The sequence below is a fragment of the Bradyrhizobium sp. SZCCHNRI1009 genome, from assembly GCF_032487575.1.
In the GTDB taxonomy this organism is placed as follows: Bacteria; Pseudomonadota; Alphaproteobacteria; order Rhizobiales; family Xanthobacteraceae; genus Bradyrhizobium.
On record NZ_JAUEUL010000032.1, the window covers coordinates 1 to 12,271 of the forward strand.

The window sequence follows — 12,271 nt, forward strand, 5'->3', positions numbered from 1 at the left end:
CACTGGCCGCCGTCAGGACCGGCTGCCGCGCCGCCGCCGACGCCGCTATAGTCGATCTTGATGTTGACGGTGATGCGGTCCGAGATCATCGAGGTGAGGATCGCGGCGGCCTGCTGAATGCCGGCGCGAAAGCTCGCCGGTGCATTCATCGCCGCCGTGTCGAACAGCAGATTGATCGTCAGTCCGCCGGCGCTCACCGCGGTGACCGCGCCAATCCCGCCGAAGTCGCCCTGCGCAAGCTGCGCCTCGACCGCCTCGTCGGGCAGCTCCACGGGATTCGACGGCGGGGGTACCCCCGCGTCGTATGGAGGTGAAGTCGTGACCGACTGTAAGTTGGATGCTCCAGGCATTGCCTCAGTTCCGGCTCGTCGCGTGAGGGGCGCATGGCTCGACCGTATCGACACGCTGCCGAGTCGAATCGTGACCGTCCCAAGTTACAGGGCAACGATCTTGCTCGGAGGTTAATGGGCGTTCCGAAGCGCCGGAAAACGACCGGCGACGGTTGTCGCGGGCGTTCACCGAACCGAGGTTCGCTTACGCGTTCAGTCCAGCAGCTCGGGCAGGCGGTCCAGAAACGCGGGGACCGGTAGCGCAGCACCAAAATTATAGGGATTGTCGCCGAGCGCGGCGCGATAGCGATCGAGTTGCGGCCCGCCTTCACGCAGCGCCCGGCCCGTTCCATCGAGGCAATCGAGCTTGTAGCGGACGGCTGCGGTGATGTCCTGCGCGGTATTGGGGTGGATTTCGAGCCCGTGACGGGCCAGCACGGCGGTGTCGATCAGCAGCGCCTGCAGCGGCTGCCGATAGGTCTCGCGCAGCGAGAGGTAGCGCCGCGCGCGCCGGTCATACACCGGTCGCACGGTGAAGTCGGTGCGCTCATGCCAGAACTGGCAGTCGTTGGAGATGCAGTTGACGAGCAGCATCGGCGTTCCCAGCGCCTGCACGGCCGTGGTCAGGCCCGATGTCGTGCCGACGAACAGGCGAGCGGCGGCGCAAAGATAGAGGTCCATCTCCGCCGATTTGATGTCGCTGTGGGCGTAGTCGAAGACGCCTGCCATGCCGCGCAGCGGCGTCATGCTGCGATCGCCGAGCCTGACCACGGCGCCGCCGCGTGCGGTGATCGCGGCGATGGCGTCGAGGTAGTCGCCGACATTGGCGGAGCGATGCTGGCGCGTGGTGCCGGGTCCATCGCCGTGATAGCCGCCCTCGCGGATGTGCATCGCGACGAACCAGTCGGCGGTGACACCGGCGGCACGCAGCCTGGCCGTTGCGGTTTGCATCAGCTCCGACGGGACCTTCACGATCGGCAGCCGCTGCTGTTCGGCCCAGGCGACCTGCGCGCGCGACGCTGCGTGAGCCCACGGCTCGGCGATGCCGTCCTTGCCCCGGACGGCGATGAACTGGTCGCCGACCAGCCGCTGATAGGGCAGCAGATCGTCGACGAGAGCGGGGTCTTCGATGATCGTGACATGCTGATCGAACAGCCTGAGGAATGGCTGGTTGACAACCTTGCTTGCCGGGGCAAGCAGCACGTAGTTGGCGCGCGGCAGCATGCCGAGCGCGGCCATGCGCAAATGGCAGTCGATGAAGCCGACGTGGCCGATCAGCGTCACCCATTCGTAGCCGAGCAGCCGAACCGGGAGCGCGGGATCGAAGATGCTGCTGACGCCGGCAATGCGCGCGATCAGCGCGTCGGGAATCGACCATTTGGCCGCCAAGGAATCCTGGTGGTCGAGCGCGGCCTGATAGCTGCGGAACGTGTCGTCGTAGCGGCCCTGGTGATAGAAGTTCTCGCCGAGCTGGATCAGATTGTCGTAGATCAGCAACTCGCCGGCATGCTCCAGCTCCCAGGCGCTCGGCGTATAGGTCGATGGATCGTAGCCGCCGGCATAGTTCTGGTGCGCCATCACCGAGCGGGGATCGCGCGCGACCGACGCCTTGAAGCACGCGGCGGCCTGGACGTGGTCGCCGGCCAGGGCATGGGCGGCGCCGAGCTTGCGCAGCGCGTTGCCGTCGCCCGAGGCCGCAGCCGCCGTCAGGAAATGCGCCGCGACTGGAAGATTGCCGCGATACATGTGGGCGACGCCGACCGCGAAATTGATCGCGAAGCTGTCGATCGTCTCCGGCCGCGGCACCTCGCGCACGATCCGGTCATAGGCGCTGCATAGCGCCATGGCGGTGAAATAGGCCTGCGCGCCCACACCGGCTCTCGCGCGCACATTGCTGCGGAAGACCAGGTTCAAGATCCGCACCGCACGCAACGCGCTCGGCTTGCGGCTGGCAGCGAGATGAACCTGCGCTGCCGCGGCCAGCGTGGTCGAGGCCGTCAGCGCCAGCAAACGGCCGAGCCGCGATCCCTTTGCCAATTGCCGGTCCATCAGCCGGAGCAGCGTCGCACCGGCCGGCGCGACGATGAGCCTGCTGTCGACGATGTTCGCGGCGCGGGTGGTCAGCGGCAGCAATTGCCGGCGCCGCGCACTCAGGAACGCATAGAGGCGAAACGCGGATGCCGTCAGCCACGTCCGCGGCGACCAGCGGCCTCGCGGCGTCTGCGGCGACGGTTGCTCGGCCGGCACGGCGCGAGTCGGCGCAGGAACAGCCTTGGCGCCGAGGCGGCGACGGAGAGAGCCGAAGGGGGCGCGGGCCGTCATGGCGCGCGATAGCCAGGGGTAGCGGACAAGATCGCGCGCCGGGCGGCGGTCTGGGCAAGCAGGCGCGTCAGCGACATCGGCCGCGTCCGGAGCGTGACCCAAGCCAGCGCGGCCAGGCGGCCGACGGCCCCGAAGCTCAGCATCACCCGAAGCAGGTGCGTGTCGAGCGCGTTGCCATCCAGCAAGGCGGATACGCGCGCAGCCTTGACGCGCGCAGCCTTGGCCGACGGCATCGTTTCACCGCCGAGCACCATCCGCGCCGCGCCGAAGCGGTTGCGCCGGGTGAAGAGATCGCCATAGCCTTCGGGGAACAACTTGCTCTGCGCAATCAGCGCGCCGATGTCCGCGAGCTTGGCGTTGAGCGAAGCCGGATCGGTCGCCGTCGCCGTCGAATAGTTCTGGCCGTGGATGCGCCAGTAGCCGAGCGCCTCGGCGATGAAGCAGCAGCCATAGGTCAAGGCCAGCCGCCGGGCGAGAAAGGCATCGGAGAACGAGCCGAGCTGGACGTCGAAGCCGCCGAGCGCCTGCAAGGCCGTGCGGCGATACAGCGATGTGGTCCCCGAGAAGTAGTTGTCGCCAAAGCGCAGCGCCTCGCGAATGTCGGCCGGCGCCAGCATCGCCGAGGTCGACGCGGGCAGCATTGCCGGCCGCAGCATCCGTCTTGCGGACGGCCCCTGAGGACCGATGATCTCGCAGCAAGCGAAGACCAGGCCGGCTTCGGGATGGCTGGTGGCCTGTACCATCGCCTTTTCGAGATAGGTCGGATGCAGCGCGTCGTCGGCCCCGAGAAAGCCGATCCATTCGGTGTCCACGATCGCCAGCGCCTCGTTCTGACCGCGCACGACGCCCTGGTTGGTCTCATGGCGGATCAGTCGCCAGCTCGGACGGTCCGCCACGAAGCGTGAAATGACCGCGATGCTGTCATCCGTCGAGCAGTCGTCAATGATGACGACGCGGTCTGGGGGGCGGGTTTGGTTCGCGATGCTGCCGAGCGACTCGGGCAGGTAGTGGGCGTGGTTGAAGTTCGGGACGACCAGCGTGACGGTCGGGGAGGCGGCGCGGGCGGTCGACGTGGTCATGGTTCAGCGCGCTTCCTGCCGCATGCTGTCGAGCCCGGCCGCTCAAACCTTGGGCAGCTCTTTCAGAACGTCGTCCAGCGCGCCGAAGGCGCGCACGCGGCCGCCATCGAGATAGAGCCCGAGATTGCAGGTGTCGCGCAGCAGGCCGTGATCATGCGAGGCGAGCACGACGATTCCCGAGCGGTTCGTGATGTCCTGCAGCCGGCCGTGGGTCTTCTTGCGGAACTGCGCGTCACCGACCGCGATCCACTCGTCCATCAGGATGATGTCGCCGTGAATCGAGGCTGCGATCGAGAACACCAGGCGCAGCAGCATGCCGGAGGAATAGGTCCGGATCGGCAGCTCAAGATAGTCGCCGAGCTCGGCGAATTCGGCGATCTCCGGCACGCGCTGCTCGATCTCCTCGGGCGAGAGCCCGAGGATGAGGCCGCGGGTGCGGATGTTCTCGTAGCCCGACGCCTCTTCGTCCATGCCGAGACCGATGTCGAACATCGGAACGTTCCGCCCTACGGTCCGCAGCGAGCCGCTCGTCGGCTCGTAGATGCCGGCGAGCACGCGAATCAGCGTGGTCTTGCCGGCGCCGTTGTGGCCGACCAGGCCGAGCCGGTCGCCCTGCTTCAGGGTGAAGCTGATGTCATCGAGCGCCTGGACGAACTGGAACGAGCCGTCGCTCTTCGAGACCCGGCCGCCGACGCGTGAGGCCGCCTTGATCGCCAGATGCCGGAATGATCGTGCGTTCGGCGGTGCGACGGGAAATTCGATACCGATTTGCTTGGCTTCAATGAGAGTCATTCGAGGCGGATCCAGAGGTCTCCGGCCATGATGTCAGGCCCAATACACGACGCGCGACCGATAGCGCGTGTAGATATAGATCATGGCCGCGGTCAGGACCGCGACCGATCCAATGGCACCGGCCCAGGTCGCAAGGCCGGGAACGTCGCCCATCAGCGGACCACGCGTGACCGCCAGCAGATAGGCGATCGGATTGAGCGTGACGATCAACTCGCCGCCGCGAATGCTCGACGGCTCCCAGATGATCGGAGAGATGAAGAACAGGAGCTGCAGCACCGCCGCCATGACGGGCGGCACGTCGCGATAGCGCACGCAGATCATCGAGACGATCACCGAGGCGCTGACGACGAAGACGTAGACGATCATCAGGCCGAGGATGGCGAGCACCATTCCGAATCCGACCGACCATGGATAGACGAGCCAGATGAACGGGATTACCGCGATGTTGTGCAGGAAGATGATCAGGTTGCGCTGAACCATGCGCATGACATGGATCAGGATCGGCATGTCGACGGCTTTGATCATGCCGCCGGCATTGATCATCGTGTAGCAGGCTTCGCTGAGCGAGGACGAGATGAAGCTCCAGATGGTCATGCTGACCATGAAGTGGGGCAGGTAGGTCTTCATGTCGGCGCCGAGGAAACGGCCGGCCACCGTACCCATGATCAGGGCGGTGATCGCGTTGGTGGCCGTGATCCACCACGGACCTAGCATGGTGCGGCGGTATTTCGATCGGATGTCACCGGCAGCGAGTGCGCGCCAGGTGACGTGACGGGTGATGAACGGCGCGATGTCCTCGCGGCAGCGCGCCCAGGAGATGCGACGCCGATCCGCAACCACGAACCGCTCGACCTGTCCATCGGTCAGGGTGGTCATCCTTCTACCTCGCGAGAGCCGTAAGTATTTGGCTTACCAGCTGAAAGCGGTTGGACGCCCGTCACGCCGGCGGCCAATCGCCGGGGCTTGCTGGACCATGTTACGCGGGCACTGTCAACCGGTCAGCTCAGGCGGCCGCCGCAGGCTCAGATCGCGACCGAGCCCGAGGCGTCGACGATCCGCGGCTCCGGCAGCGGCACCAGGAATCGGCCGCCGGCGTCCAGGTAAGCCTGGTTGCGCTTCAGGATCGGCTCCGCATAGATCCAGGCGAGAATCACGACGATGTCGGGCTTGCGCGTCGCGAGCTCGCTGGACGGCAGCACAGGGATGTGGGCGCCCGGGCTGAAGCGGCCGTGCTTGAGCTGGTTGTCGTCGACGATGAACTTGATCCGGCCCTCCAGCTCGAAATGGTAGAGCAGGGTGGTGGTGGTGGTCGAGGCGCCGTAGGCCGCGACCAGCTTGCCCGCGGCGATGGCCTGGTCGAGCGTGGCGAGCACCCGGCGCTTGCAGTTTTCGATGGCGACGAACCAGTCGCGGTAGATCTGCGGCTTGGTCACCCCGCGCCGCTCCTCCTCGGCGATCAGTTTCGACAGCTCCGCCGAGCGCGGCCGCTTGCCGGTCGATTTCGGCTGCGCAAAAGCTCGGATCGAGCCGCCCTTGGTGCCGGTGCGTTCGACGTGGAACAGCGTCATGTCGTGCCGGTTCAGGAAGGTCTCGAGCGGGATCAGCGCGTGATGCGAGACGTGCTCATGGTAGATCGTGTCGAACACCATGTTGTCGATCATGTCGACGATGTAGGAGACCTCGAACACAAAGGCGCCGTCGTCGGCGAGCAGCAGACGGATGCCCTTCACGACGTCGGACATGTTGTCGATATGCGCGAACACGTTGTTGGCGCAGAACAGCTTGGCCTCGCCCTGTTCAGCCTTGATGCGGGCCGCCAGCGCGCTGGTGAAGAAATCCGGGATCGTCGGCACGCCTTCCTTGGTGGCGGTCGCCGCGATGTCGCGGGCTGGGTCGATGCCCTGCACGCGCATGCCCTCGTTCTTGAATGCCTTGAGCAGCGAGCCGTCGTTGCTGCCCATCTCGGCGACCAGACTGCCCTTGGGGATGCCGAGCGAGGACACCACCGATTGCGCATAGCGCTTGAAGTGCTCGACGAGGCCGAGCGAGACCGAGGTGCGATAGGTGTAGTCGCGAAACAGGATGTCGGGATCGACGACGTCGAGATTCTGCAGATGGCCGCAGTCGAGGCAGAGATAGCAGTCGAGCGGGTAGAGATCCTGCTTCTCGCTCAGCCGGTCGGCCGTCACGAATGCGTCGCCGATCGCCGAAGGCCTGATCGGCAGCACGTGATCGAGCGAGGTCGAGCCGCACAGGCGGCAATCGGTCTTGTGCTTGACGTGCTGCATGAGGTGTCGATCCTGGGTTGGCGATCCCGCAGGCGGGATGGTCGGCCGAAGAGGAATTTGCGGCGGGTTTTACAGGCCGGCGAAGCTCTTGGCGACCTCTTCTTGCCAGACTGTGGACACTCCGCCATCCAGGAACAGGCTCTGCCCGTTGATGAACGACGCGCGCGGGCTGCAGAGGAAGTCGAGGGCGTCGGCGCATTCCTCGGCCGTCCCGAGCCGGCCCAGCGGGACCAGCTTCCGGTAGGTCTCCATCAGCTTCTCGTTCTGTTCATAGAAGATGCGCGATTCGCGCTTCAGGTAGGTCAGCGGCATGATCGCGTTCACGCGGATGCCGCGCCGGCCGAGCGTTGCGGCGTAATGCCGGACCATCGCATTGAGGCCGCCCTTCACGGCATGGTAGCCGACCGGCTGCGAGGAGCCGACGAATTCGGCGTAGACCGAGCTGACCACGCCGATGGCGCGGTCGCCATCGCCAGCGAAATGGCCGGAAAAGCCCTCGATCAGGTCGCGCGAGGCGGTCAGGCCGACCTGGATCTCGCCGGCCCAGGGATCGCCCTGGCCGCGAAAGCGCTGGCTCAGGACGAGGTAGCGGACCGGGCCGGAGGCCTCGGCGATCTCGCGCCAGAGCCCGGCAAAGCTCTCGCTGCGCTCGAGATCGGCGGAAAAATGCTTCAGGCCGGGCTGATCGGGAAAATCGGCCGGGCGCTGCCGCGACACGACGCTGACGGCGCAGCCGCGCGCCAGGAAGCGTTCGACGACCACGCGGCCGAGGCCGCGGGTGCCGCCGACCACGACGGCATGATCGGTCATGCCGCGACGCCCTGCCGTGCGGCGACACGCCGGACGAGATCAGCCTGGTAGGCTGCGGCCTTGGCGGTGTCGCTGTCCTCGGGCGCGAAGTCGGCGAACACGCTGGCGCCGGGGCGGAACGGGCCGTTGGTGATCTCGTGCACGATCAGGAGGTCGCTGCGGATGATCAGGGTGTGGAAGAACGCGTTCGACATCCGGTAGTAGAACGGCCGCGCACCGCCCGGCGGCCCCAATTCGACGACACGCTCGATCTGGCCGTCGTCGTCGAACACCACGATATCGACCTCGCCCTCGATGATGTGGAAGGCCTCGCTCTTGCCCGGGTGCTTGTGCGGACGGATGTAGGAGCTGGAATCGATCGCGATGATCATTTCATGCAGGCTGTCATCGCCGTCCGGATGGGCGTTGATGCGGGCCCGCCGCTTCGGGCTGGCCTTCACCGCGGCTTTCAGGGTGTTGATCTCGGCAGCGCCCACCGATGAAATGGGGCCCTCGGCCAGGAAGACCTCGGGGGATTTCTGGACGAGCGTCATGCGTGATCCCTCATGATCGAATTGTCGAGCGCGGCGTAGATCGAGCGGAATTCCACGCCCCTGGCAGCGAGCGGCGCAAGCTTTTCACGCACCTTGGCCTCGATATGCGGCGCGATCGCAAACAGGCACAGCCTGATCCGTTCGTCGTCGAGCAGCCGCTCGGAGCCTACCACAGGTGTACGGAAGCCGGGCGGGAAAAACCCGGCCTTGTCGGCATCATCGTCGACGGCCACCGCGATCAGGTCGGCCAGGCCGAAGGCGTTGACGAACATGATGGCGTGATGGCCGATGCCGAACAGCGCGATCCGATCGCGGTCGGGACCGGCCAGGGCCGTCAGCCTGCTGCGCAGTCGCGCGCGGGCGGGGGCGAAATTGTCACGATAGGCCTGGAACAGGCTGGAAGGTCCGCGGGGATCCACCGGAGGGGCGGGAATATCGGCCGGGGTGAGGACGGCGACCAGGGCATCTTCCAGGGCGCCCGGATAGCGAAGCAGGGTCAGAACGCGATAGCCGCTCACTTCAGCGAGACGCCGCAGCGTGTCCTCGACGAAATAGCAGCTGTGCTCCTCCCACAGGAAGCAGTAGTCGCGCGCCGCGAGGAACTTGCTGCTGTCGGGGACCTCGATCAGCAGCAGGCCATCGGGAGAAAGCAGAACCTTGAGCGCTTGCAGCGCCTGCACGGGCTCCGGCGTGTGCTCGAGGATGTAGCGGCACGATACAATATCGAACGTGCCAAGTTGCGCCGCTTCGGCGGCCAGCCGTTCGGCGTGGAGGCTGGCCTGCCAGGTTTCCAGATAAGGATAGCGCCCCGGAGCGCTGGCGACGCCAAGCGCGAGGGCGCTCGCGGTGAGCCCGCGGGCCTGCAACCTGCCCAGCAGAGGACCCTCGAACGGACCGGTGCCGAGGGCGGTGCCGGCCCGCGGCTTCAACGACAGCAGCTCTCCGACCAGGGCGTCGAGATGGCCTTCCGGCTCCCGGTAGCGGATCCATGGCACCTCGGGAACAAGCGCCTCGGCCGGTGGAAGCTCGCGGAGCTGGACGAGCTGACAAGTGTCGCACACGACGACGTCGAGGGTTACCCGAAGCTGGACACGGGTCTCGCGCGCGAACCGGTTGCAGACCGGGAGCTCACCAAGCGGGAGCGCCTGCGTGGAGATCGGCTGACCGCACAATCGGCAGCCGGATAGTGGTCCGGTGGACATGGCTCGGCTGGATCGCTCGATCAATGGGCACGCTCGGGCTCGCCGCTGTGTCCAGCGCGCCGGCCGCTATGGATGTTGCCATCTGGAGGCAACCTCAATAGCAGTGTAATCGGGAACATGACAACGTAAAATGTTCGTCCGGCACGGACCCTGGAACTCGCGTCCATTGTGATGTTTCGCGCTGCTGTTGTTCTTTGAGCGCTCGCATCTCCCTGTCGGTTCAACGGGCGAATCAGTGTCAAGAACGTCAGCAGATTTTTGTTCTGCCGCAACGGGGATTGCGCGACTGGGCAGTCTTCCAGCGGAGATGCTACAGACGATGATCAGGGGCTTTGGCTGCTATTGTTCGGCCATATGAGATCTAACGTTGGTAAGAGGGGGCGCCTGCGTGAAGGATATGGTTCTCGTTTTAAGATCGATCTTGCGCACCGTCTGCGTGAGCACGGTCCTCTTCTGTGTTCTTCTTGCGGTCGGCGCAGGGTTCCTCAACGCCTTGCTTGCGGGATTTGTGGCTTTCGTATTCATCTCGCTGGGAATCGGCCGGCTCGCGCTCGAGCGGCTGGCTCTGTGGTCGACAATTCTGCTGATTGTCGACAGGGCAGGGCTGCTGCCGATCGCCGAGTGGGTTCATGGGATCATCATACTCATTGGTCGTGGGTTGGCTTGACAGCCCGATCGGCATGCGGCGTGTATTGCTGAAGCCAATTCGAGACAGGCGACAATCGGCATAGCCTTCTCCTGGTCTGCCGCAGGGCGGTCTGGATGTTCGAGAACGGGGGCTGGCCGTGAGCCGGAGATGGAGTTGGGGTAGCCGATGCAGCGCTTCAAGGAGCCGCTAGTTCTGCAGAGCCCTGTGCGCAGACGCGGACTCCTTGAGCTGTTTGACGCACTGGAGACTCTGCCGGCCGAAACGGCGCGTTGGAGAGAGCGGTCTCTGCTGGCGCCGCAGCGATGGGCGCGCATCCTGATTGTCGGCACTGCCAGGCTGCTGAGCCTGCTGCCGCCGCGGCTGGCGTTCCTGATCCTCGCCTTCTTCGAGATCGGAGAACTTCGCGACCGCCGCCTGCTGCAAAGGGCCTATCAGGCCCACTGCGCGTCTCTGCTGGCGAAGGACCCTGACCTGCGGTTTTCGGGATTGCTCAGACGGAGCTTTCCGATGCTGTCAGCGGAACTGCTGCTTCGGATCGGGGCCGATTGGGAAGCCTATGATCTGGTCCTCCAGCATCAGCTCGCAGCCCGCTCGCCGGAACTGGCGCACATGATGGTTCGCGCGCTCTTCGAGCTCGGGGAGTTCGACAAGGCCTATCGGCTGGCCTCGCAGCTGGATCTGAGGGCAAGGTCGGAATCGGAGATACATCTCACCTTTCTCAAGAGCATGCTCGAGATCATGGTCGGCAACGAGGCCCGCGCGGTCGAATGCATGTCGGAGGCATGCCGTGGTATTCCCGACTACATGCGTCCTCACCAGAACATGGCGTCGCGGCCGGCGCGGAACTATCATCCCAACCCTCTTGATTTCGCCTGCGGCGCCGCGGGCAGGCTGTTCGATCTCTGCAACTTCACCGGCCAGCGCGTGACTCATGTCGGCTCTGGCGACATCGGCATCGGTCTGTTCACGAGAGCGCTCGCGGCGCAGTCGGAGCTGCTCGGCAGGGCGGCGCCGGCCATATCGGCGGAGGCCAGCCACCTGTTGCGCAGGTTGGGAATTCCCCTGGAGCAATTGCGGGTCCTTCCCGAGGAATGGACGACCCAGATTGGTCACCTCGGCATGCTGGACATCCTGTTCCGAATGCGCGACCTGGGGTGGTGGTCGGGAAGACCGCTGATCGTCGTCCGACCGAATTGCGTGGCCAACAAGGCGTTTCTTCGGCTGTTCGAAAGGTTCGCCGATATCGTCGTGATCGGCGAGACCGTCTCTCACGCGCTCGGCGAAGAGCTGCTGTCGCTGCAGCGCTGGTACGGCATGAACTTCAATGTGTTTCGGCTGCCGAACGGTGACGTCGTGCCGTGGCAGGAAGCCGGGGCGCTTGCCATGCTGCAGTGGGAGCGGGATGGCCGCGGGCATCCCTTGCGCGACCAGTATGACCGGATCTATGAGGCGGCGCCGAAGGTGCAGGACGACTATCGGCGGATGCGCGAATCCTGGGGCATGAAGCCGGACGACTGGTACGTGTGCCTGCACACCCGCGACGGTTCTCACTATTCCGAGGTCGACGGGACCGGCCAGACCCATCGCAATGCGCCGATCGAGACCTACCTCGATGCCATCCACGCGATCACCCGCAGGGGAGGCTGGGTGATCAAGCTCGGTGGCCCGAATTCACCCGGACTTCCACCGCTCGACCGTGCAATCGATTATGCGCAGAGCAAGTTCAGATCCGAACTGATGGATATCTGCCTCATCCGGAATGCCAGAACCTTCATCGGCACGACGTCAGGGTTGACGAATGTCGCGATCAGCTTCGGCATTCCGTGCGCTCTCGTGAACTGCATCACCACGGATCCGCAATTGTGGAACAGCGCTGTCCGGTTTGCGCTGAAGCCGGTGCGTCTCGCCGACGGCAGGATGCTGACCCAGACGCAGCTCACCTCGTCCCCCTGGCGCTGGCGCCTGTTCGACGCCTGCGTTCTCAGCCGCAACGGAGCGCAGCCGTCGAACAACACGTCAGACGAAATTCTCGCGGTCGTCGAAGAGGTCGTCGATCTCGCTTGCGGACGTGCGGCCAACACCGCCTCGCAGCAACTTCTGTCGCTCTGGAGGGAGCAGCTTGTGCTGCCTCACTATTACGGCGGCGGCACGATCAGTGCCCACTATCTCGCGAAGTACGAAAGCGCATTCCTGGTGCCTGGAGCGGCCCCGGCGGCGAGGAGCCTTCCCGAGGTCGCTGTGGCGCGACAACGTTAGTCTGGCAGCGC

At 65.2% G+C, this 12,271-nt stretch carries 10 protein-coding genes and 1 pseudogene; 2 read left to right on the forward strand and 9 right to left on the reverse strand.

Features of this window, described 5'->3' with window-relative positions; all coding sequences use genetic code 11:
• The 9 genes and pseudogenes from QX010_RS30670 to QX010_RS30710 form a co-directional block, all read right to left on the reverse strand.
• A pseudogene (locus QX010_RS30670) lies at nucleotides 1-272 on the reverse strand (hypothetical protein); the annotation flags it as partial.
• Between the two features lie 270 nt (nucleotides 273-542).
• Nucleotides 543-2,651, reverse strand: coding sequence for a TIGR04372 family glycosyltransferase (locus tag QX010_RS30675; protein WP_316183369.1), 2,109 nt, complete (start codon nucleotides 2,649-2,651; stop codon nucleotides 543-545).
• Nucleotides 2,648-3,730 (reverse strand): glycosyltransferase family A protein, encoded by a 1,083-nt coding sequence (locus tag QX010_RS30680; protein WP_316183370.1) that lies wholly within the window; start codon nucleotides 3,728-3,730, stop codon nucleotides 2,648-2,650. Before QX010_RS30680 ends, QX010_RS30675 begins: the two co-directional genes overlap by 4 nt.
• 42 nt (nucleotides 3,731-3,772) lie before the next feature.
• Nucleotides 3,773-4,522, reverse strand: coding sequence for an ABC transporter ATP-binding protein (locus tag QX010_RS30685; RefSeq protein WP_316183371.1), 750 nt, complete (start codon nucleotides 4,520-4,522; stop codon nucleotides 3,773-3,775).
• Nucleotides 4,523-4,555: 33 nt separating this feature from the next.
• Nucleotides 4,556-5,398, reverse strand: a complete 843-nt coding sequence (locus QX010_RS30690) for an ABC transporter permease (protein WP_315805278.1) — start codon at nucleotides 5,396-5,398, stop codon at nucleotides 4,556-4,558.
• Between the two features lie 146 nt (nucleotides 5,399-5,544).
• On the reverse strand, nucleotides 5,545-6,810 hold the full coding sequence (locus QX010_RS30695) for a class I SAM-dependent methyltransferase (RefSeq protein ID WP_316183372.1): 1,266 nt from the start codon (nucleotides 6,808-6,810) through the stop codon (nucleotides 5,545-5,547).
• Nucleotides 6,811-6,879: 69 nt separating this feature from the next.
• Nucleotides 6,880-7,620 carry an SDR family oxidoreductase gene (locus QX010_RS30700; RefSeq protein ID WP_316183373.1) on the reverse strand — a complete coding sequence of 247 codons (741 nt, stop codon included), beginning with the start codon at nucleotides 7,618-7,620 and terminating at the stop codon, nucleotides 6,880-6,882.
• Complete coding sequence (locus QX010_RS30705; protein WP_315805281.1) at nucleotides 7,617-8,153, reverse strand: WbuC family cupin fold metalloprotein; 537 nt, start codon at nucleotides 8,151-8,153, stop codon at nucleotides 7,617-7,619. Before QX010_RS30705 ends, QX010_RS30700 begins: the two co-directional genes overlap by 4 nt.
• A complete protein-coding gene (locus tag QX010_RS30710; protein ID WP_316183374.1) occupies nucleotides 8,150-9,355 on the reverse strand; it encodes a class I SAM-dependent methyltransferase in 1,206 nt (401 codons plus the stop codon). Before QX010_RS30710 ends, QX010_RS30705 begins: the two co-directional genes overlap by 4 nt.
• A 397-nt stretch (nucleotides 9,356-9,752) precedes the next feature.
• Here QX010_RS30710 and QX010_RS30715 point away from each other — a divergent pair, with 397 nt between their 5' ends.
• Nucleotides 9,753-10,022, forward strand: coding sequence for a hypothetical protein (locus QX010_RS30715; protein WP_315805361.1), 270 nt, complete (start codon nucleotides 9,753-9,755; stop codon nucleotides 10,020-10,022).
• A gap of 147 nt (nucleotides 10,023-10,169) precedes the next feature.
• On the forward strand, nucleotides 10,170-12,260 hold the full coding sequence (locus tag QX010_RS30720; RefSeq protein ID WP_316183375.1) for a TIGR04372 family glycosyltransferase: 2,091 nt from the start codon (nucleotides 10,170-10,172) through the stop codon (nucleotides 12,258-12,260).
• The last annotated feature ends 11 nt before the right edge of the window (nucleotides 12,261-12,271 follow it).

Excerpts from the sequence above, each read along its gene's own strand:
- QX010_RS30675 (WP_316183369.1), bottom strand. The coding sequence starts at position 2,651 with ATGACGGCCCGCGCCCCCTTCGGCTCTCTCCGTCGCCGCCTCGGCGCC.
- QX010_RS30680 (WP_316183370.1), bottom strand. The coding sequence starts at position 3,730 with ATGACCACGTCGACCGCCCGCGCCGCCTCCCCGACCGTCACGCTGGTC.
- QX010_RS30685 (WP_316183371.1), bottom strand. The coding sequence starts at position 4,522 with ATGACTCTCATTGAAGCCAAGCAAATCGGTATCGAATTTCCCGTCGCA.
- QX010_RS30690 (WP_315805278.1), bottom strand. The coding sequence starts at position 5,398 with ATGACCACCCTGACCGATGGACAGGTCGAGCGGTTCGTGGTTGCGGAT.
- QX010_RS30695 (WP_316183372.1), bottom strand. The coding sequence starts at position 6,810 with ATGCAGCACGTCAAGCACAAGACCGATTGCCGCCTGTGCGGCTCGACC.
- QX010_RS30700 (WP_316183373.1), bottom strand. The coding sequence starts at position 7,620 with ATGACCGATCATGCCGTCGTGGTCGGCGGCACCCGCGGCCTCGGCCGC.
- QX010_RS30705 (WP_315805281.1), bottom strand. The coding sequence starts at position 8,153 with ATGACGCTCGTCCAGAAATCCCCCGAGGTCTTCCTGGCCGAGGGCCCC.
- QX010_RS30710 (WP_316183374.1), bottom strand. The coding sequence starts at position 9,355 with ATGTCCACCGGACCACTATCCGGCTGCCGATTGTGCGGTCAGCCGATC.
- QX010_RS30715 (WP_315805361.1), top strand. The coding sequence starts at position 9,753 with ATGGTTCTCGTTTTAAGATCGATCTTGCGCACCGTCTGCGTGAGCACG.
- QX010_RS30720 (WP_316183375.1), top strand. The coding sequence starts at position 10,170 with ATGCAGCGCTTCAAGGAGCCGCTAGTTCTGCAGAGCCCTGTGCGCAGA.